15 protein-coding genes are annotated in these 22958 nt (G+C 42.5%); all 15 read left to right on the top strand.

The features are described from left to right. Positions 1 to 32: 32 nt before the first annotated feature. The 15 genes from AC1RM2_RS29255 (at position 33) to AC1RM2_RS29185 (ending at position 22957) form a co-directional block, all read left to right on the top strand. Positions 33 to 923, top strand: a complete 891-nt coding sequence (locus AC1RM2_RS29255; RefSeq protein ID WP_492988689.1) for an AraC family transcriptional regulator — start codon at positions 33 to 35, stop codon at positions 921 to 923. Beyond that, positions 916 to 3084 carry an alpha-galactosidase gene (locus AC1RM2_RS29250; RefSeq protein ID WP_492988688.1) on the top strand — a complete coding sequence of 723 codons (2169 nt, stop codon included), beginning with the start codon at positions 916 to 918 and terminating at the stop codon, positions 3082 to 3084. Before AC1RM2_RS29255 ends, AC1RM2_RS29250 begins: the two co-directional genes overlap by 8 nt. Before the next feature lie 21 nt (positions 3085 to 3105). Further along, entirely contained in the window at positions 3106 to 3906 is an 801-nt protein-coding gene (locus tag AC1RM2_RS29245) for a DUF4350 domain-containing protein (protein ID WP_492988687.1), read from the top strand. 381 nt (positions 3907 to 4287) lie between these two features. Beyond that, the gene (locus AC1RM2_RS29240; protein WP_492988686.1) at positions 4288 to 4851 is read left to right on the top strand and encodes an RNA polymerase sigma factor; all 564 of its coding nucleotides are present in this window, start codon (positions 4288 to 4290) and stop codon (positions 4849 to 4851) included. A 96-nt stretch (positions 4852 to 4947) separates the two neighbouring features. Beyond that, positions 4948 to 5835 (top strand): FecR family protein, encoded by an 888-nt coding sequence (locus AC1RM2_RS29235; protein ID WP_492988685.1) that lies wholly within the window; start codon positions 4948 to 4950, stop codon positions 5833 to 5835. A gap of 166 nt (positions 5836 to 6001) precedes the next feature. Next, positions 6002 to 9367 carry a SusC/RagA family TonB-linked outer membrane protein gene (locus AC1RM2_RS29230; protein WP_492988684.1) on the top strand — a complete coding sequence of 1122 codons (3366 nt, stop codon included), beginning with the start codon at positions 6002 to 6004 and terminating at the stop codon, positions 9365 to 9367. An 11-nt stretch (positions 9368 to 9378) separates the two neighbouring features. Then, the gene (locus AC1RM2_RS29225) at positions 9379 to 11088 is read left to right on the top strand and encodes a RagB/SusD family nutrient uptake outer membrane protein (protein WP_492988683.1); all 1710 of its coding nucleotides are present in this window, start codon (positions 9379 to 9381) and stop codon (positions 11086 to 11088) included. A gap of 172 nt (positions 11089 to 11260) precedes the next feature. Further along, on the top strand, positions 11261 to 12817 hold the full coding sequence (locus AC1RM2_RS29220) for a rhamnogalacturonidase (RefSeq protein ID WP_492988682.1): 1557 nt from the start codon (positions 11261 to 11263) through the stop codon (positions 12815 to 12817). A gap of 16 nt (positions 12818 to 12833) precedes the next feature. After that, positions 12834 to 14117, top strand: coding sequence for a PQQ-dependent sugar dehydrogenase (locus AC1RM2_RS29215; protein ID WP_492988681.1), 1284 nt, complete (start codon positions 12834 to 12836; stop codon positions 14115 to 14117). Positions 14118 to 14125: 8 nt separating this feature from the next. Further along, positions 14126 to 14569, top strand: coding sequence for a c-type cytochrome (locus AC1RM2_RS29210; protein WP_492988680.1), 444 nt, complete (start codon positions 14126 to 14128; stop codon positions 14567 to 14569). Positions 14570 to 14599: 30 nt separating this feature from the next. Next, on the top strand, positions 14600 to 15817 hold the full coding sequence (locus AC1RM2_RS29205) for a glycoside hydrolase family 88/105 protein (protein ID WP_492988678.1): 1218 nt from the start codon (positions 14600 to 14602) through the stop codon (positions 15815 to 15817). Between the two features lie 2 nt (positions 15818 to 15819). Further along, a complete protein-coding gene (locus AC1RM2_RS29200) occupies positions 15820 to 17421 on the top strand; it encodes a glycoside hydrolase family 28 protein (RefSeq protein ID WP_492988677.1) in 1602 nt (533 codons plus the stop codon). Positions 17422 to 17447: 26 nt separating this feature from the next. After that, entirely contained in the window at positions 17448 to 19502 is a 2055-nt protein-coding gene (locus AC1RM2_RS29195) for a glucosidase family protein (protein ID WP_492988676.1), read from the top strand. A 28-nt stretch (positions 19503 to 19530) separates the two neighbouring features. Continuing rightward, the gene (locus tag AC1RM2_RS29190) at positions 19531 to 20376 is read left to right on the top strand and encodes an SMP-30/gluconolactonase/LRE family protein (protein ID WP_492988675.1); all 846 of its coding nucleotides are present in this window, start codon (positions 19531 to 19533) and stop codon (positions 20374 to 20376) included. A 1-nt stretch (position 20377) separates the two neighbouring features. Then, complete coding sequence (locus AC1RM2_RS29185) at positions 20378 to 22957, top strand: glycoside hydrolase family 95 protein (protein WP_492988674.1); 2580 nt, start codon at positions 20378 to 20380, stop codon at positions 22955 to 22957. Position 22958: the final 1 nt, after the last annotated feature.

Genomic DNA, 22958 nt, shown 5'->3' with positions numbered 1-22958 from the left:
ACTGAACTATCGTTAACGGTAAATCAACATAAATGAGACCACAATTGCTAAAAGTATCATCCGGTCCTGCACGGTCCTTCAGTGTACGGCAGGATCTGGTTCCTTCTATTAATAATAAATGGCACTATCATCCCGAAGTAGAGTTGATCCACTTTGAAAAGGGTAGCGGAACTCAATTTATAGGGGATAACATCCGACAGTTTAACGCTGGCGATATTGTTTTGGTAGGGGCATACTTGCCCCATTACTGGCGTTTTGATGATATCTATTTTTCGCAGGACAAAAAGGCTGAGGTTGATATAAGGGTTGCCCATTTTTGCGAGAATTTTTGGGGAAATGATTTTTTGCAACTACCAGAGAACAAGAACATAAAAACCGTGCTGGAAAAAGCCCGGCGTGGTATTCAAATTACCGGTAAAGTAAAAAAACAAGTTGCCGAAATTATGCAGAAGCTGCTGGTTGCAGAAGGTGCAAAACGAATACTGTTATTGATAGAGGTATTAAATACCATTGCCGAAGGCGACCACACTGATTGTTTATCATCAATTGGCTTTAGCCCTAATGTGGAGGAATCCCGCAATGATGGAATTAATATAATTTATGAGTACTCGCTGGCAAACTTCAAAAACAAAATACCAATTGATGAGCTGGCCGAACTGGCCGGCATTAGTCCCAACTCGTTTTGCAGGTATTTTAAAGCCCGTACACAAAAAACGTATTCGAAATTTTTACTGGAGATTAAAGTTGGCCATGCCTGTAAATTACTTATTGAAAACAGGCTGCCGTTAAAGCAGCTGTGTTACGAAAGCGGCTTCAACAACTTTGCAAACTTTCATAAATACTTTAAACAAATTACCGGCAAAAGCCCTTTAAATTACCAACGTGAGTTTATCCAGGTAAAATCAAAAGTTTCCTATGAATAAATTGGTACTGTTTATTTTCCTGGTCTTTTTTGATGGCTGTGCTGTTTTAAATGCACAAACCAATAGGCAAATAATTATCGCAACAAAAAATGTGAATTTGGTATTTGCGGTGGGTAGTAATAACAGGGTATACCAGGCATACCTGGGCAAACGGTTTTTAAACCAGAACGACGATATCTTAATCCCTAATAGTAAACATGAGGCATATATTACCGGGGGGATGGAAGACTTGTTACAACCCGCCATCCGCTTAATTCATAGCGACGGTAACCCATCGCTCGAACTAAAATATGTAAACAATACAACAAAAAATGTAGATGAAAATACTGTTGAAACCAGCATTCTTTTGCAGGACCCCAGGTATCCGGTTCAGGTAATATTGCATTACCTGGCTTTTAGCAAGGAGGATATCATCAAATCATGGGCCGAAATTAAAAATGACGAAAAAGGTGAAATAACCTTAGAAAATTATGCTTCATCTATGTTGCATTTTGAGGCTAAAGATTATTGGCTTACACAATTTCACGGTGATTGGGCCTCTGAAATGAAAATGCAGGAAAGCAAGCTTACGAGCGGCGTAAAAGAGATTGACAGTAAATTAGGCACCCGTGCCGATATGTATCAAACCCCGGTGTTTTTCCTCGCACTAAATAAACCGGCAGATGAAACAACCGGGGAGTTAATTGCAGGCACATTAGCCTGGACAGGTAATTTTCAATTCCATTTTGAAATAGATGAACGCAGCGCCTTAAGAGTAATATCGGGCATTAACCCTTATGCATCAGCTTATAAATTAAAAAAAGGCGAAACCTTTGTAACCCCTGCATTTATTTTTACTTATTCAACTACAGGAAAGGGGCAGGCGAGCCGGAATCTGCATCAATGGGCACGCAATTATGGTGTACTGGATGGTAATAAACCGCGCCTCACCTTATTAAATAACTGGGAGGCCACACATGTTAATTTTGATGAAAAGGAGTTGGTGGGCTTGTTTGATGATGCCACAAAACTGGGTGTCGATTTGTTTTTACTTGATGATGGATGGTTTGGAAACAAATACCCTCGTGATAACGACAAAGCGGGATTAGGAGATTGGCAGGAGAACAAGGCAAAACTACCAAATGGGATAGGCTATTTGGTTAAACAGGCTGAGACTAAAGGATTAAAATTTGGCATCTGGCTTGAGCCCGAAATGGTAAATCCTAAAAGTGAATTATATGAGCAGCATCCGGATTGGATTTTAAAATTACCCAACCGGGATGAAAATTATCAGCGCAACCAGTTAGTGTTAGATCTTACAAACCCTAAAGTAGCCGACTATGTATACCATACGGTGGTTGATATGCTAACTAAAAATCCCGGCCTGGCTTATATTAAATGGGATTGTAACCGGAGTATGAGTAATACCTGGTCGCCATATTTAAAGGATAGGCAGTCGGCATTGTTTGTCGACTATACCTTAAGTCTTTATAAAATCTTAGATCGTATAAGGCAAAAATATCCGCATTTACCTATTATGCTGTGTTCAGGAGGCGGGGGCCGTACCGACTATGGGGCTTTAAAGTATTTCACCGAGTTTTGGCCCAGTGATGATACCGATCCGCTGGAGCGCGTGTATATACAATGGGGGTATAGTAATTTTTTCCCGGCCTTAACTATCTCAAGTCACGTTACGTCCTGGGGAAAGCAATCTATCAAATTCCGCACAGACGTTGCTATGATGGGTAAGCTGGGCTATGACATTAAGGTGGGTAAAATGACAGATGATGAATTGCAGTTTAGTAAACAGGCGGTTAAAAACTATAGTCGGCTAAACAATACCATCTGGTTTGGCGATCTGTATCGTATTATATCGCCCTATGATGAAAACCGCATGGTGGCTATGTATGTAAATGCCGAAAAGTCAAACGCGGTTTTGTTTAATTACAACCTTAACACAAGGTATAAAGAAGTATTTAACAGGGTACGATTACAGGGACTGGACAGTCAAAAAAAATATAAAGTGGAAGAAACAAACCTTATGCCGGGTGCCAAATCAAACCTTGCAGAAAATGGTCATGTTTTTAGCGGTGATTACTTGATGACTATGGGACTTAATTTAACCCCGGGAAAGTTAATACCATTAACCAGTATGGTAATAGAGATAAATGCAGAGAATTAATAAAATTAATATAAACTACTGATGCAATTTAAACAATACACCATAATAGCGTTGCTTGCCGGATTAATGATACCTGCAGCAAAGGCTCAAACTAAAACGGTTACACTTGATTATTTCTTTAATAATGAATATCGTAAAAGTGCATCGGGCACAATGGAGCGTTTTCATTATACCTGGGAGGATACCAAAAGTTCAGGTTATTCCATTTGGGGAGATATTTTTAAAAAGAATGGCGCAAACCTGAAAAGCCTTACAGACGAACCGACTGCTGTAAGTTTAGCAGGATCAGATATTTATATTATTGTTGATCCTGATACCAGGAAGGAAACGGCCAATCCTAATTATATCGAGCCCAGGCATATTAAGGCGATAACTGATTGGGTAAAAAAAGGTGGTGTGCTGGTAATGCTTGCCAATGACAGCGCTAATGCCGAACTACCTCATTTAAATAACCTGGCAGAAAAATTCGGGATCCATTTTAATGATGATTTATATAAGCACGTTATTGACAAGCAATTTGAAATGGGAGCGATAGCTATTTCGCCCGCTAATCCCATATTAAAAACAGCCCGCAAGGTTTATTTAAAGGATATAGCAACCCTAAAGTTATCATTAAATGCCCAACCTGTGCTTACAGATAGCGGTAAAGTAATTGTGGCCACAGCCCGATATGGTAAGGGGATAGTGTTTGCAGTTGGCGACCCATGGATATATAATGAATACACCAACGGAAGACTCACACCTTCAATGGGGTTCGAAAACGATAAGGCGGCAGAGGATATAACACAATGGCTTTTGTCGCAAATACCTAAAAAGGAATAACTCACTACGTTAAAGCTTTTGCGTTTACACAAAGGTAAAACGCACTAAATAAATGTTTTAACGATTGTGTTTAATGTAAATTTTAAGTTGTTTTTAATTGAATATTTTGTACAGATTTAATTTTTATATACTTTTAGATGACGGCCTGCCGATGCGTCGAAAAAATTATAAACCAGTTAAACTTATTTCAATAATTTACATACTAAAGCCTGCAAATTAACTTTAGTGTAATCAACCAGATAGCAATATAGATGAATAAATTGCTAAATTAATTGCATAAACAAGCCGTAATTATAATTTAATTGCAGTACCAATTATAAAAACCAATTATTAATAATACGAAGTTGCCAAAAGGTGGTTGTATTATTTGATACGTAAAAAATGCTGTCTGAAGTAGAATTAATATCATTAATTAAGCAGGGAGATATCCGGGCTTTTGACGAGTTTTATAAAAGAAACTGGCGCGGCTTATACCAGTCTGCTTATCGCTCAACAGGTTCGTCTGATGACGCCAAAGACCTTGTGCAAACGGTTTTCATCAGTTTATGGAAATGCAGGTTTACCCTTTGCCCCGAGCAATATAATTCATCGTATCTGTTAAGGGCCTTAAAGAATAATATCATTAATTTTCACAAAAAGGATGCGATCAGGAAGAGGGGAGTGGATGAACTGATGCAACTGAGCAGCGGTAGCGAATTTACAAACGAAGATGATTTAATTGCCAAAGAACTCTCCAATACTATTGAAGGCCGCATTAAAGAACTTCCGGGTAAAATGCAGCAGGTATTTGTATTGTCCCGTCAACAAAACTTATCCATCACCGAAATATCTGAAATGCTTGATATAGCGCCGCGCACCGTAAAAAACCAGATCTCTAACGCTCTTAAAATATTACGCACAGGATTGGATGTGTTCCTGTTGATAACTTTTCTTTTTATAAAATAAATCTGGTACCAAAACCAGTTGCGCTTGTATTATAAGTGCCAATGCATAAACTGCCTTGTAAGCAGATATTTAAAAACCAAATACACTTTTACAATAATGATAAAATGGCTGAAGCCTGATCATAAGCCTATTGGCGGTGAAGCACATCTGCATGATGAGGTAGCTATGCAGGCGATAGAAAAGCAGATGTTAAATGCTATTCATAAAGAAATTTATGGCAAATGGTATTTTATCAAAACTACGTCGGGCAAATATGCCGTTGCAGCATCGTTTGTACTTTTATGCTGCTCGATAGCATTGGGCCTTAAACTCTCTTTTAAAAATAAAGTCAATTTTGTTACGGTTGCTGCGGCAAATGGGCATATCAACATTGTTGATCTGCCTGATGGATCAAAGGTGTGGTTAAATTCGGGCTCTACTATCCGTTATCCCGACAGGTTTGACAAAACCCGGGAGATCCAGTTGATTAACGGCGAAGCTTTTTTCGACATAAAGCACGATGATCATAGTCCTTTTATTGTTCATTATGGCAGTTTACATGCGCGTGTTTTAGGTACCGCCTTTAATATCAAATACTTTAAAAAACTTAGTGATGTAAGGGTAACCGTAACAAGGGGACTCGTAGAGGTTGGAAAAAATCGCGAAAGTTTTGGTGTGCTTGCACGTGATAACGAAGTTTCCTATGATCAGTTAAGCAATCAGCATACAGTTCGCAAAGTTGATTCGAGAAAGATTGCAGCCTGGATAACAAATGAAGTTAATTTATATGATGTTTCATTTGCCGAACTGATGCTCAGGCTCGAAAACATCTATAACGTTCACATTGCCTACGATCATGCAAAACTGAACGCACTACCAACAACCATTCATTTTTCAAATAACGACAATCTGCAGCAGGTGCTCGAAATTATTAAAACAATACATCGCGTAAACTATACGATAAAAGGAAAGGAGGTTTTTTTAGAAAAAACACATAACAAATAACAAACAAAAAATGCCAATGTCCATAAGCAAAGCTTTGCGGACATCGGCACCGTAGTTAATGTAAGTTATTGGCAGGTTCCAAGCTAAACCAATGATTTACATAGTTTTTTAAGACAAAAACCTTGTAAAGATGATAAAAAAATTGACTAAATTTTTTACTTTTTTCATGAAAGTATCAATAACTGTAGTAGTATGCTCGCTGGTGTGTTGCCAGTTACTGCTTGCTAAGACAGCAACGAGCCAGATTTCGGCCACGCTTGTCAAAATTTCCTTTGGCAAGGAAAGCCTGCAGAGCTCCATCAGTAAGCTCGAAAAACAAACGGGCATCAAATTCTCCTATAATCCCGAAGATTTGAAGGGTTATTCGGTTAAACCAAACAAATTTAAAGAGGAAAAACTGAGCAATATCCTTAATTACCTGTTTGCTAAAACACAGCTTACGTTTAAAGAAATTAGTGACGGCATTGTAATTTACGACAAAACGGCAACGCTAAAAACGAGTTTGCTGACCGACAAACCCTCCGGACCGGATATAAAAACAGAATCGGCCGATATTACAGTTACGGGTATTGTATCTGATTTAAATGGCCCCTTGCCCGGTGTTTCTGTTGTTATTGATGGCGGCACAAAAGGCGTTATTACGAATACTAATGGTTCCTATTCGCTTAAAGCGGCTCCGGATGCCGTGCTGGTATTTTCTTCTATCGGATATAAAACGCAAAAAATCAATATCAACAACCAAACGGTAATAAATGTAACTATGCTAAGCGATCTAAGATCGTTAAGTGATGTTATAGTGGTTGGTTACGGTGTGCAAAAAAAATCGGATATAACCGGAGCGATAGTTTCTGTTAATGAGCAGGCGCTTCGCGACATTCCGGCCGCAAATATAGGCCAGGCATTGCAGGGGCAGGCTGCCGGTGTTGATATTCAAAAAAGCGCAGGTAACAGCCATCCGGGTGCTACACCTTCTATTTTAATAAGGGGTACCAGGTCAATCAATGCCTCAAATTCACCATTGATCGTTGTTGATGGCCTTCCCTTTAACGGAAGCCTTAACGATATAAACCCGGATGATATCACTTCGTTAGAAGTGTTAAAAGATGCTTCTTCAACCGCCATTTATGGTTCAAGGGGTGCTAATGGTGTTTTGTTGGTATCTACCCGTCGCGGTAAAAAAGGAGGTACATCAATAACCTACAGTGGTTATGCCGGCTTTAACAAGCCAATGGGCAATTATAATGTAATGAATGGTACCCAATTTGAAGACCTTAAAAAATGGGGCCTGATAAACGGCAACCCCGGCAAATATTCGGGGATAGACGATCCTGCTTTTTTAACAGATGGTTCGTTTGCCCCGCAGGAAGTTGCTTCAATTAAAAGCGGGCGCAGTACCGATTGGCAAAACCTTATTTATAAAACAGGTTTTGTTACCGACCACCAATTAGGTGTTTCGGGCGGAAATGAGCTGACCCAGTATGCCATATCAGGCGGGTATTATAACGAAACCGGTATTTATTTTGGCCAGTCATTTGTAAGGTACTCTATGAAGTTAAGTATCGATCAGCAACTGGGCAAAAATGTTAAAATTGGTTTAAGCAGCTTAAATACCTTAAGTTATACCAATGGCGAAAATGCTAACCCACTTGGCCAGGCGCTAAGGGCAAGTCCGCTTTCAACCCCATACGATGACGTTACCGGCAATTTAGTAGGCTTTACAGCCGGCAGCGCCAACCAGGTATGGAATCCCCTTGCCAACTTTGTTCCCGGCGCGGCGGTTGAAACCCGCAAACGGTTTGGCACGTTTACCACTGCTTATGCCGAGATTAACCTGGCCCCTGGCTTAAAATACCGGTTTAATGGTGGTGCCGAAATTCGTCCTGATATATACGGAAATTACTACGCCAGTGCAACCACCAATAACCTGGGCGGCGCATCTACAGCAAATAACCAAAGTACTTACAGTTATAACTACACGCTTGAAAACATTTTAACTTACGACAAAACAATTGCTCAAAAGCACCATATCAATTTTACGGGTCTTTACAGCTTGCAGGAAAGTCAATTGCAATCCAACTCATTCAGCTATAACAATATCCTGTCAGATGGTGTTCAGTATTTTAACCCGCAATATGGGGCCAACCTGAGCGGATCGGGCTCGTATTCAAAATGGGATATAATCTCCTATATGGCAAGGGTAAATTATGGCTTTGCCAACAAATACCTGCTTACATTAACCATGCGTTCAGATGGTTCATCGCGCCTGGCGCCTGGTAACAAATACCATGTATTCCCATCGGCCGCTGCTGCCTGGAATGTTACCCAGGAGCCTATGTTTAAGGATTCGCATATACTATCAAACCTTAAATTGCGCGTAAGCTACGGTACGGTTGGTAATACGGCAATTAACCCGTACCAAACATTGGGCGCGTTAACATCGGTTAACTATAACTTTGGCTCAACAAACTTAACAGGGGCCTATCCAACAAACGTTCCCAACCCCAACCTTACCTGGGAGTATACATCCACGTTAAACGCCGGCGTTGATTTCGGTTTTCTTGACGGGCGTATAACGGGTGCCGTTGATGCTTATCGTCAGTCTACCAGGTCGTTGCTGCTTCCTTTGGCCTTGCCGCCAACTTCCGGTATCCCCAACAGTATTTTAACCAATGTTGGCCAAACGCAAAACAAGGGTGTCGAAATAAGCGTAAGCAGCGTTAACATACAGGGGAATGGCCGAAACACCTTTAGCTGGACCACCAGTGCCAACATTACCTTCAACCGCGGAAAAGTAACCAAGTTAGCAAGCGGTGTTACCCAGGATATCGCAAATAACCTTTTTGTGGGGCAATCTATTAATGCCATTTTCGATTATAAAAAAGTAGGTATCTGGCAAAATACAGCCGCTGATACAGCGCAAGCTAAAAGTCTGGGACTTACCACTACAGGTACCGGCTCGGTTATTGGCACCATAAGGGTAGAAGATGTAAACAAGGACGGAAAGATTAATGCAAGCGACAGGATAGTACTTGGAACAGATCAGCCAAAATATACCGGCGGATTTACCAACCGTATTGCTTACAAAGGTTTTGATTTTACCATAGTTGGAGTTTACAGGGTAGGTGGTTTAATAACTTCAAAATTATTCCAGAGCGGCAGCTTTATCAATACCTTCCAGGGTAACTATAATAATATAAACGAAGATTACTGGACTCCAACCAATCATCAGAATTTTTACCCTAAACCCAATTCCGCATCAACCAATACACCTTATTCATCATTAATGAGCTATTTCGATGGTACTTTCCTTAAGATAAGGAGTGCGACGCTGGGCTATTATATGCCCGAGTCTATTACAAAACGTATCAAAGCAAGGTCATTACGGATATATGCAACAGCGCAAAACCCATTTATACTTTTTTCGCCGTATCGTAATACCTTTCATGGTCTTGATCCCGAAACAGCCGGAAGCTTAAACGTTGATACGCCGCCCACCAAGTCATTTACATTCGGTATTAACATGACACTTTAAATTAAAATAAGATGAAAAGGATATCTATATATTTATACACCTGTTTATTTTTAGGTCTGATGCTTACTGCGTGTAAAAAAACACTGGTAGAAGCTCCTAAATCAACCCTAACCCCTGCCTTTTTTACAACAACCCAGGGTTTCCAGGCAGGTCTTACGGCAGCATATGCCGGGTTTAGAACCATTTGGGGACCTGATACCTATTTTGAAATGACGGTACCTGGTACCGATGAGTTTATTGCCGGTAACGATGGTAATAACGGCCTGGTTAAATACAACAGTAACTTTAATACCGCTGATGGTATAGTAGCCGGGATATGGAAAAACTGTTATACCTATATCAACACCTGCAACGGGCTAATTGATAATGCTCCGTCCGGGCTCGATGCTGCTACCAAAGCAAGCCTGATTGGCGAGGCTAAGTTTCTGCGAGCCAATTATTATTTTATATTAGTTCAGTTTTGGGGCGACGTTACTTTAAACAAAAGCTTTCAGGCAACCCCAACAACTTCTGCTACCCGCGCACCCATGGCCGATGTGTATACTTTTATAATTCAGGATTTAAAAGATGCCATAGCTGGTTTGCCTGTAGGGCCGTTAACCAATGGCGTGCAGCCGGGCAGGGCTACCAAAGCTGCGGCCGAGCATATGCTTGCAAAAGTTTACTTAACAAGGGCAGGCTCATCGGCCAAACAAGCTGATGATTATAAAAACGCCTATACCAACGCTATTGATTTAATTACCAATATTGCCCCTGGTGCCGGTATAAAGCTGCAGCAGGATTTTGGAAAGGTATTTGCCGAAGGTAATGAAAGCAACAGCGAAATATTGTGGACAGTACAGCATACAACTACATTAGCTTACAACGGGTCGGCTACGCAAAACAACAGCGGGCCCGATAACCTGCTTTGCCATTTATTTGCGCCGAAATATGAAGTGCAGCCAGGAATGCAGCGCAGCACGCTTTATGGCCGGCCTTATATACGTGCTGTGCCCACCCATTGGCTTACTGATACCGTGTTTAAAGAAAGGGTAAACGACCAGCGGTATAATAAAACGTTTCAAACCATGTGGTTATGTAACAATGCCGCATCTATACCAAACTGGCCCAATCCTTTACCGGCCGGCGCCCCGGCCGGTGCACAACCAGGCGCCCCTAAATTTACTGTAGGCGATACAGCTATATGGATGCCAGGCTACGCCATGACATCCAGTCAGATTGCAAAGTATCGCTACCAGGTTCTTCCTCCAAATAAATACAGTATTGCCCTGTCGCCCGCCATGATTAAATATTTTGATACCAAGCGGCCCGATCAAAATTCTCCATCCAGCAGGCCTATCATCATATACAGGCTGGCCGAAACCTATCTAATTGCTGCCGAGGCATTATATATGGATGGCCGTGCGGCTGATGCAGTACCGTATATTAATGCGGTGCGCGAAAGGGCTGCTTATCCATCGGGCAACGCTGCCGCAATGGATATCACTGCTGATAAAATTACACTGGATTTTATTTTGGATGAGCGGTCAAGGGAATTATGTGGCGAACTGGTGCGCTGGCTTGACTTGGCCCGCACTGGTAAATTACTGGAAAGGGTAAAGCTGCATAACACCGATGGTAAAAATAATATTAAACCATTCCATGTGCTGCGCCCAATTCCGCAAACACAAATCGATGCCACAATTACCGGTACCCCTTATCCTCAAAACCCTGGTTGGTAAGTTAGTGTCTCGTCATACTTAAATTGTCGGTTAGTCTTAAGTCGAAAGTCTTAAGTTCTGAGTAAGAAACAAGCAAAATACGACTTGAGACTTCCGGCTAAAAACTGTTGGCTTAATAGCAGGGTACTTTAACATCTATTTATAACAAACAGAACGCAATAATTAAAACCATATGAAAAAACATAACCCGGTTCCAGGTATTCTTTTTACTTTTCTTTTGTTTTTTTATGGCCTTACAGCTTATGCAGGCGTTTATACAGCGCCCGAAACATCACCATATAATGTAAAACTTTATGGCGTAAAAGGGGATGGCAAAACCATTGATACCAAAGGGATTAATAAAGCAATAGATGCGGCGGCAACAGCCGGCGGAGGCACTGTTTACTTTCCTGCCGGTAATTATTTGTGCGGTTCTATTCATCTCAAAAGCACTATCTCTTTGTACATAGACCAGGGAGCTACAATAATTGCAGCTCCAATTGCTGATGATTCAGGTTATGATTTACCCGAAAATAAGATCGATAACAAATACCAGGATTTTGGGCACAGGCATTGGCATAACAGTTTGATATGGGGCGAAAACCTGCATGATATTTCCATATTAGGCCCCGGTACCCTTTGGGGAAAAGACCTGGTGCGGAGCAATAAAGGAGAGGATGACAAGCGCCCGAACAAAACAATCAGCCTTTATTTATGCCGCAATGTAATCATTAAAGACATATCTATATTGCATGGCGGCTGGTTTGGCATCCTGGCTACCGGGATAGATAACTTTACTATTGATAATGTGAAGATGGATACCAACCGCGACGGGATGGATATTGACTGTTGCCGTAATGTGCGTATTTCTAACTGCAGCGTTAACTCTCCCTATGATGATGGTATATGTTTGAAAAGCACCTTTGGCCTTGGCTTTGCCCGCGCTACAGAAAACGTTACCATCACCAACTGCCAGGTAAGCGGTTATGATGAAGGTTCGTTTTTAGATGGCACTTTTAAACGGAACGAAAAGAAATACTCCGATGGTAATCCTACAGGACGTATAAAAATGGGCACCGAATCAAATGGCGGATTTAAGAATGTCACCATTTCAAATTGCGTGTTTGATTATTGCCGTGGTTTGGCTCTTGAAACTGTTGATGGTGCACTTTTAGAAGATGTTACCATTACTAACATTACCATGCGTGATATTGTAAACGCACCAATCTTTGTTCGTCTTGGGGCACGCATGCGCGGACCCGAAGGTACACCGGTAGGCGTCCTCAGACGAGTTATCATCAGCAATGTGGTATGTTATAATGCCGATAATAAGCATGGCGCAATCATAAGCGGAATCCCTGGCCATGATATTGAAGACCTACGGTTAAGTAACATCAGGATCTATTACAAAGGCGGTGGCACTAAAGAGCAATCAACGCGTGAAGTACCTGGTTTAGAAAAAGAATATCCAGAACCATACCGCTTTGGTACAATGCCATCCTATGGTTTCTTTATCCGCAATGTTAAAGATCTTAAAATGAACGATGTTGAGGTAAGTTATATTGATGAGGATCTTCGCCCGGCATTTATACTTGACCATGTAACCGGCGCTGATTTTCAGCATATCAAAGCGCAGAAAGCAGCCAATTCACCGGCATTTGTTTTAAATGAAGTAAAAGATTTTAACATATACAACAGCCTACCGGTAGCAAACACCAGGATGGCGGATGTGAATAAAAAGGAACTTTAATAAAATAAATAATTGCATGAAAAGTAAACTATCCAGGTTAATAATAATACTTACAGCGCTTGCAGTAAGCGTAACACTTTATGCCCTAAAACCGGCAGCCGATGTAGTACCCGATGCCGATAATGCCGGTTTAAAATTACCCGCCGGATTTGGCGCCTTAAAAGTTGCCGAGACCGGTGCCAAGGCAAGGCATTTGGTGGTTACGCCACAAGGCGATATTTATGTAAAGCTTGCAAAGGTTAACAAAGAAGGCAAAGGTATTTTAGTATTTCATGAAGCTGTAAATGGCAAGGCCGAACTCAAATCGGGCTTTGGTACTTACGGTGGTACCGAAGTTTATTTGAAAAACGGTTACCTGTATGCTTCATCCAATACTGAGGTGTTCAGGTATAAAGTGAATGATAAAAATGAAGTTATTAACCCCGATCAGCCCGAAAAAATAGTTACCGGTTTAAAGGCGGGCCGCCAGCACGAAACCAAATCGTTTGCATTGGATAACGATGGCAACATTTATGTAAACATAGGCGCCTGGTTTAATTCATGCCAGGAAAAAGACCGCGGGTTACATTCACCCGGAATACCGGGCTGCCCTATTCTTGATTCGATGGGTGGGGTGTGGCAGTTTAAGGCCGACAAATTAAACCAAACCTATGGCGATGGTGTGCGGTATGCAACCGGGCTAAGAAATATGGTAGGTATGGACTGGAACCAGCAGGACAACCAGCTTTTTGTAATGCAGCATGGCAGGGATAACCTCAACAGCTCGTGGCCCGAACTATATACCACCAAACAATCTGCCGAGTTACCAGCCGAATGTTTATACGCCCTTAAAAAGGGAGACAATGCAGGCTGGCCGTATATGTACTATGACCAGATTCAGCATAAGAAGATACAAGCCCCTGAGTATGGCGGCGATGGAAAAAAAGAAGCTGATGCTAAATTTATCGATCCGGCTGCCGCCTATCCTGGCCATATGGCGCCCAATGGTTTGCTGTTTTATACCGGCAATCAATTTCCGGCAAAGTATAAAAACGGTGCTTTTATAGCATTTCATGGCTCATGGAACAGGGCTCCCGAACCACAGGCCGGATACTTCGTAGTTTTTCAGCCATTTAAAAATGGAAAGCCCGACGGTGATTGGGAGGTATTTGCAGATGGTTTTTCGGGCTCACCCGAAAAAACAGCCGCTGGTCGGGCCGATCATCGCCCCTGCGGGCTTGCCCAGGGCACCGATGGTTCTTTGTATGTTACTGATGATTCAAAAGGTACCATATACCGCATTATCTACACTAAAAAGTAATTGCTGCAATGAGAAAATATTTAATGATTATCATCTTCATTTTTAGCTGCTCTCAGTTAATGGCCCAGGTTAAAGCTTCAACAAAGAATCGGACTAAACCCCGGCAAAGCTTAGCTGCCTCGATGGTTGACGGTAAAAGTGTATATGTAAAATATTGTTTGACCTGCCACCAGGCCGATGGGGGCGGGGTACCCAACATGAACCCTCCGTTAACTAAAACATCTTATGTGTTGGGCGATAAAACCCGCCTGATTAAGGTTGTGCTTAACGGATTTTCAGAAAACGTTGATATTGATGGTGAATCATACTCCAACGTAATGCCGGCACATGATTTTTTGAAAGACCAGGAAATTGCTGCCGTGTTAACCTATGTCAGGAAAAATTTTACCAATAAAGCGGGTGCAATAAGTACGGCACAGGTAAAAGCTGTAAGAGCCGCTAATAAAAAATAAATCCTTTTTTAAAACAGATACCTCAATATTATGAAATCATTTTTATACTTATTACTAATGGTTTGCCCGGCGATAGCATTTGGGCAGGATACCAACACCGAAGCAGTTGTTCGCAAGGTTGCCGACAATATAGTTCAAAACACCTCTTTTAAATTTATCAATTCCAATACTAAAGAAAAATACGATTCTACCAAAGGATTGGCATCATCAGCTGATATTAAAGCTGACAGCAAATACAATAAGTGGGCCTATGTAAACGGTGTTTTAGCCATTGGCATGGTGCAAACTGCTGATGTGCTTAATGATAAAAAGTACTCGGAATATTCTCAGCACAATTTTACATTCATTTTTGATAACCTTAATTATTTTGAAACGCTTCAAAAAGCTAAAACATCAAGGGTAGAATATGGGTCTGTATTCAATATCACCAACCTTGATGCTTGCGGAGCAATGTCTGCCGGATTGTTTGATGTAAATACGCTGGCACAAAGAAAAGATTACCAGGCGTATTTAGAAAGATCTGCAGCTTATATTTCAACCAAACAGATGCGTTTGGCAGATGGTACGTTTGCCCGCCCGCAGCCTCGTTTTGGTACCCTTTGGGCCGATGATATGTTTATGAGTATCCCGTTTTTGGCACGTATGGGCAAGCTTACAGGCGACAACAAATACTTTGATGACGCGATAAAACAGGTAGAGAATTTTAACAAATATCTTTATGATCCTGCCACCGGCCTTTTCTTTCATAATTATTATTCTGACGATCAAACCAATGGTGTAGGTCATTGGGGGCGCAGCAATGGCTGGATAGCCATGGCACAGGTTGAGCTGTTAAACAATTTGCCGGCAAACCATCCCAAACGCCCCGAACTGATTAAATTACTGTTGAGGCAAATTGTAGGTTACTCCCGCTACCAGGACCCAACCGGTTTATGGCACCAGTTATTGGATAAACCGGATTCATACCTGGAAACATCAGTTACAGCTATGTACACCTATGCCGTAGCCCGTGCAGTAAACCAGGGATGGATCAATGAAAAATATATAGCTATAGCCCAGGAAGGCTGGAAAGGCCTGGCTACCAAAATTACTGCAAACGGCGAATTGCAGGATGTTTGTATTGGTACCAACATGGATACCGACATTAAATTTTACTACACCCGGCCAACCGAGCTAAACGATACACATGGCTTAGGGGCACTGTTACTGGCCGGAACAGAAATGCTTAAAGCAGAAAGGAAAAAATAACCATGTACAAGCTAACCAGGCTATTGCTGGGTATTATTTTTATAGTGGCGTGTAATTTAAGTTTGTTTGCTGCCGATGTAGATATCTCGGCTTACGGTGCCGTAGGCAACGGCACTACATTAAATACCGCGGCTATTCAAAAAGCAATTGACGCTTGTTATAAAAGCGGTGGCGGTAAAGTTGTTATTCCTTCGGGAGTGTTTTTAACAGGTACAATCGCATTGAATGATAATATTACCCTGCAGCTAAACAAAGGCGCTGTTTTATTAGGCAGCACCGATGTTAACGATTATAAAAATCTTGACCCGTTTGTGGATGGACTTGGCATAAGTGTAGGCTGGGCGCTGGTTGTAGCCGTTGATAAAAAAAATATAGGCATAGCTGGCGAAGGTACCATTGATGGCCAGGGATCAAAACTCAAAGCGCAGCAAATATTAACGGATACACGTGCCGAATCACAGCGCTGGGGCAGACGCCCGTTTTTATTGCGTATTGTACGTTGCCAGAACGTTGCTTTGAATGGTGTTACCCTAAATTATGCCGCAGCCTGGACATCGCATTACTTTCAATGCAAACAGGTAAGCATTAAAAATGTAAAAATTGTAAGCAGGGGCGTAGCGCACAATGATGGCATGGATATAGATGGCTGCCAGGATGTTACTATTAAAAATTGTGATGTGGAAAGCGGCGATGACGCTTTGTGTTTTAAAACAACATCAAGCAAAATGGCCTGTAAAGACATTGTTGTTTCGGGCCTGCGGTTAAAAAGCGGCCAGGGAGCCATCAAAATCGGCACTGAATCCATGGCGGCATTTGAGAACATCAACATATCGCAATGTTATATCTACGATACAGCCAATGGCGGTATAAAGCTGCTTTCGGTTGATGGTGCAAATATCAGGAATGTCCAAATCAGCGATATTACCATGGGTGAGGTAAAAACGCCAATACTCATTCGTTTAGGTGCCAGGTTAAGTGTATTCCGTAAAGATCAGGATAGTCAGCAACCTATAGGGACGCTTGAGAACGTAATCATCAAAAATGTAAAAGCAAAAGCGGCCGATAACGCACAGCTTATGCCGCCATCGGGTATCCTGATAACAGGTATCCCTGGGCATAACATTAAAAACCTCGTATTAGAAAACATAGAGATAAACCTTGCAGGCGGCGGAAATAATGAAAATGCCAGGCAGGTTGTACCCGAGGCCATTGATAAATATCCCGAAGTAAAAACATTTGGTCCGCTGGTGCCGGCCTACGGTGTTTGGGCCAGGCATGTGGATGGACTAAAGGTGAGCAATGTAAAATTTACCCTAAGCCATAATGATCTTCGGCCAGCCATTATCTGTGAAGATGGGGAAAATATAGAACTTAATTCCTGCATCATTCCCGAAACTACCGGAGCCCAGGCTGTAATAAGGTTAGAGAATGTTGCGGGGGCCCGCATAAATAATACCACGGTAGCCGGGTCTGCAGATTCATTTGTGCGTGTTGAAGGCAATGCAAGCCGTGATGTACATATCCTGGAAAATAAAATCCCCGGCATACAAAAAAAGGTTGAGCTATCTGCCGATCTGAAAGCCGGAACAGCTGTTTTGGATTAGAATAACACATTGATGATCAATATAAAATGAAGGCAAATATTTGCAAAGTATTTTTAGGCTTAGTTTTTCTACTGCCCTGCAGGCTTTATGCCCAGCAGAGCGCTTTACCAAAACAAACCGACCGTTGGGCCATACAACCAGATGGAAGTATCAAATGGAACATTAACGGCAGGTTACCGCATACAGATCATATAGAAATGTCGGGAGAGAAAGTATCGGTTTGGGTTCAGTATGGGTTAGATAGCGCTGGCAGATCATCTGTTTTGCGAACGGTAGTGTTCCCAACATTCAGGATGCTGCCCGATGGTACCCGTACCCATATTGACTATTCTTTTCAGGATAGCGGACTGCCCCGGTTTTACATTAATAACCGGCAGTTAAAAACTGATTTGGCCAGCGGGAAAAAATCGGGCGATCTTTCGTACAACATCAAAAGTATCAGCCACAAAGGCATTATGCGGATTGAGGCGACAACGAGCAATCCGGCGCTGGTAAAAATTGAACGGAGTATTTTCCCCTCGGTAGATAAACCTATGGTTATTGAAAAGTTTGTGTTTACTAATATTACCGATAAACCGGTCACCATTTCCATGGAGTATTTGCGGCATGAGGTCAGGACGGATAGTCTTAAAAGTAAAGTAAGGCCCCATTCCATCATCATGGGATCTGCGAATAGTGGCAGCCGTATAGTGCAAGCCGGTGAGCATACAACTTTCGCGGTTTATTATTTGGCAACAGATTTTCCTGGTCAGCCAATTACGGTTAACGCAGATGCGGAAGAAAAAGCCCGTGAAAGCCGTGTAAATACAATTTTATCACCACTGCAATTAAAAACACCCGATACTTTATTAAATACTGCGTTCGCCTTTGCCAAAATCAGGGGGACAGAGAGTATTTACAAAACCAAAGCAGGCTATCTGCATGGGCCGGGCGGGCTGGCATACTATGCTGCGATCTGGGCAAATGACCAGGCCGAGTATATTAGTCCCTTCTTTGCGTTTTCCGGAGATAGTATCGGCAACCTGTCGGCCATGACTTGCTACCGCTTATTTGCCAGGTATATGAACCCGGAGTACAAACCCATACCCAGCTCCATAGTTGCCGAAGGCGACGCCGTATGGAAAGGCGCGGGTGACCGTGGCGACCAGGCTATGATTGCCTATGGCGCTTCGCGGTATGCATTAACCTATGGCCGCCCAGATTCTGCAAAAGTATTGTGGCCGCTCATTACCTGGTGCCTGGAATATAGCCACAGGAAGCTAAACGACCAGGGCGTTGTTACTTCAGATCATGATGAGCTGGAAGGTCGCTTTCCATCAGGTAAAGCCAATCTGTCAACCAATAGCCTTTATTATGACGCCTTGATATCGGCGGCTTACCTTGGCAAACAATTGCATCAGCCAAAAGCACAAACAGACGAGTATTTAAAACAAGCTGCAACGCTTAAAAGTAATATCGAAAAATACTTCGGGACAACCATAGAAGGCTTTAAAACCTACAAATACTACGAAACCAATGATGTACTGCGTGCCTGGATCTGCCTGCCACTTACCATGGGCATTTTAGATAGGAGTGAAGGAACCATCAATGCCCTTTTTTCGCCCCGCTTATGGACGGCTGACGGATTAGCTACCGAGGCCGGCAAAGAAACCTTTTGGGACCGCTCAACCCTGTATGCACTTCGCGGTGTATTGCAGGCTGGTAAAACAGAAAAAGCAATGGATTACCTGCGCTATTATTCGCGCAGGCGACTATTGGGAGAGCATGTGCCCTACCCGGTAGAAGCCTATCCCGAAGGTAACCAAAGACATCTATCTGCCGAGAGCGGACTTTACTGCAGAATATTCACCGAAGGCTTATTTGGTATGCGGCCAACAGGCTTTAATAGCTTCAATTGCACACCACGGCTGCCAAATGGTTGGAATGAAATGGCGCTAAATAACATCCATTCATTTGGGCACGTGTTCAACCTTAAAATATCGAGGTTGAATAAGGAGAAGTTAAATATTACCATAACCGAGGGTAGCAAAACCATCAAATACAAAGTAAATGACGGGGGTACACAAGCGGTCACTTTATAAGTATCAATACCAAACAAATAATATAACTATGAAGAGCAAACTTTTTAAATACATATTGCCTGTTTTAATGGTAGTTACTGTTTATGACAGTAATGCACAAACACATCAACTGGAAAAGCTTTGGGAAACGGATACAGTTATAAGGGTTCCCGAATCAGTTTTGCCGGATTTTAAAAAAGGTATATTATATGTATCAGAGATAGATGGAAACCCCAACGCTGTTGATGGTAAAGGTGGCGTAGCCAAAATTACTGTTGACGGAAAGATCATTAACCTTGATTTTACAACCGGTTTAAATGCACCTAAAGGACTGGGGCGGTTTGGTAATGATTTATACGCCGCAGATCTGTCGGAGGTGGTAGTTATTGATATCAATACGGGTAAGGTTAAAAATAAGATTGCTATTGATAGTGCCAAAGCTTTAAATGATATTACTGTTAATGATAAAGGCGTTGTTTATGTATCAGATAGTAAAACAAAAAAAATACACCGTATTGAAAACGGTCATGCAAGCACGTTTTTAACAAACGTAAGCGGTGTAAACGGGCTTAAAGCTATCGGTACTGATCTTTACATACTTGGGGGGCAAAAATTTATGAAAGCAGATAGCCAGGGTAATTTAACACAAATAACCATGCTAAGCTGCGGAGGTGATGGCCTTGAACCTGTTGGTAACGGCGATTTCCTAATCACCTGCTGGTCGGGACATATATTTTATGTAACTGCCGATGGTAAAATAGAAACCCTGCTTGATACACAGGCGCAAAAAGTAAATACTGCCGACCTGGCCTATGATACCGTGAAACACATTTTGTATGTGCCCACCTTTTGGGCTAAAAAGGTAATGGCCTTTAAGTTAACAACAGCTAAATAATATGAGGTTTTGCAAAACACGTTTTCTTAAAAAATATTTGATTGTTGCGGGCTTGGTAAGTACTGAAATTGCAAGCGCACAAACAAATAACAACGACACATATTTAAAACTTTGGTATACTAAACCGGCTGTTGCCTGGGAAGAGGCGCTGCCCCTGGGAAATGCCACCACCGGCGCTATGGTGTTTGGCGGTGTTAACCACGAGCATTACCAGCTTAACGACCATAACCTGTGGTCGGGCTACCCCGAAGCCGGGAATAATCCACAGGCGTCAGCGCATTTGCCCGAAGTACGAAAGGCCGTGTTTGATAACGATTTTGAAAAAGCGGCAGAGATATGGAAAAAGTATTTACAAGGGCCATACACGGCCAGGTATCTGCCCTTGGGCGATCTGCTGCTTAACTTTAACCTGAAGGACAGTGCACATTACTACCGCGACCTGAACTTAAATAACGCGGTTTCGAACTTGCGGTTTGAGGCTGGTGGTGTGCATTATCAACGGGAAACATTTATAAGCTACCCGGATAAGGTAATGATGGTACGTATTACCGCGGATAAAAAAGGCGCTATTAATTTCACAGCCAATTTGCAAAGCAAGTTGCACTTCAGCATCGAAAAGGATGGCAACAATAAGCTGATTTTAAAAGGTAAAGCCCCGAGTTATGTGGCCAACCGGGAATCCGAACCCCGGCAGGTAATTTATGATGAGCCTAAAGGCGAGGGTATGAGTTTCCAGATCAACCTCAAAATAAAAAATAATGGCGGGCGGGTGATAGCCGATAACAACGCATTACAGGTTACAGGCGCCAACCAGGTTATACTTTATTTAACCGAGGCAACCAGCTTTAACGGTTTTAATAAATCGCCGGGGCTGCAGGGTAAAGATCCGGCCATTGAGGCCAATGCCAGCCTGCTTGCCGCATTGCAAAAAACGTACGAACAGCTCAAACAAAGGCACATTGCGGATTATCAACGCCTTTTTAAACGGGTCGATTTTAATTTGGGTGCAGATACGGTGATGGTAAAACAACCTACGGACGAACGGCTCAGGAGTTTCAGTGTAGCTAATCCCGATAAGCAATTACAAACCCTGTATTACCAGTTTGGGCGTTATTTGCTGATTGCCAGCTCAAGGCCTGGCAGCGCGCCTGCCAACCTGCAGGGCATCTGGAACGACCAGGTGATACCGCCATGGGGCAGTAATTATACTACCAACATCAATACCGAAATGAATTACTGGCTGGCCGAAAATACCAATCTTTCGGAGTGCCACCAACCCTTATTTGATTTTCTGAAAGAGCTTGCCGTGAACGGAGCAATTACAGCCAAGGTAAATTATAACATTAATGAAGGCTGGGTACAGCACCATAACAGCGATATCTGGGCTAAAACATCAACCGTTGGTAATTTTGATCACGACCCCAGGAGCGCGGTGCGCTGGACAGCCTGGCCAATGGGCGGCGCCTGGATGAGCCTTCATTTATATGACCATTACCTTTTTACCGGCAACAAGCTTTTTTTGAGCAAAACTGCGTACCCTATTATTAAAGGCGCTGCACAGTTTATGCTGCACTGGCTGGTAGCCGATCCTAAAACAGGCTACCTGGTAACAAATCCCTCCACCTCGCCCGAAAATACTATTAAAATCAGTGGTAAGGAATACCAGGTAAGTATGGCTTCTACTATGGATATGTCTATCATCCGCGAGTTGTTCCAGGATTGTATAAGCAGCGCGGAGATATTGGGTACCGATAAAGTGTTTACAGCCAAGGTAAAAACCGCTTATGATAAGCTTTATCCATTTCATATAGGTAAACATGGCCAGATACAGGAGTGGTTTCAGGATTGGGATGATACCGCAGATACGCACCGGCATATATCGCATTTGTTTAGTTTGTTTCCGGGCAGGCAAATCTCTGTGTTTAATACGCCCCAGTTAGCTGCTGCGGCAAAACAATCAATGATTTACAGGGGTGATGTAAGCACAGGCTGGTCAATGGCCTGGAAAGTGAACTGGTGGTCGCGGATGCACGATGGCAACCATGCCTATAAAATATTGGGCGCAGCATTTAACTATATGAACCCATTGCAAAAAAAAGGACAAATGAGTGGCGGTGGCACTTATCCCAATTTGTTTGACGCCCATCCGCCCTTCCAGATCGACGGAAATTTTGGAGGAACGGCCGGTATGACCGAAATGCTGTTGCAAAGCCAGGATGGTGAAATAGAATTGTTACCCGCCCTGCCCGATGCCTGGGCCGATGGCAGCATTAAAGGCATCAAAGCCCGCGGAAACTTTGAGGTAGCGATTGACTGGAAAAAGGGAAAGTTGAGTAAAGCGCTGATCAAGTCAATTGTTGGGGGCAATTGCCGCTTACGAACCCCGATACCTGTAAAAGTGGTTGAGGTAGGCAGCAAAGCGGCTACAGGTATCAACAAAAATATTTTAGATACGCCACCGGTAACACCGGTTTACAAGAAAGCAGATGACGCCAAACTGCCGGATGTATCCTTTAATAAAGGTTATGTAATTGACTTTGCTACAGAAAAAGGTAAAACCTATACCATTATACCTAACTAAC

It is taken from the genome of Mucilaginibacter sp. GW822-FHT03E02 (assembly GCF_058801545.1).
This window is presented reverse-complemented; position numbering and strand designations above follow the sequence as displayed.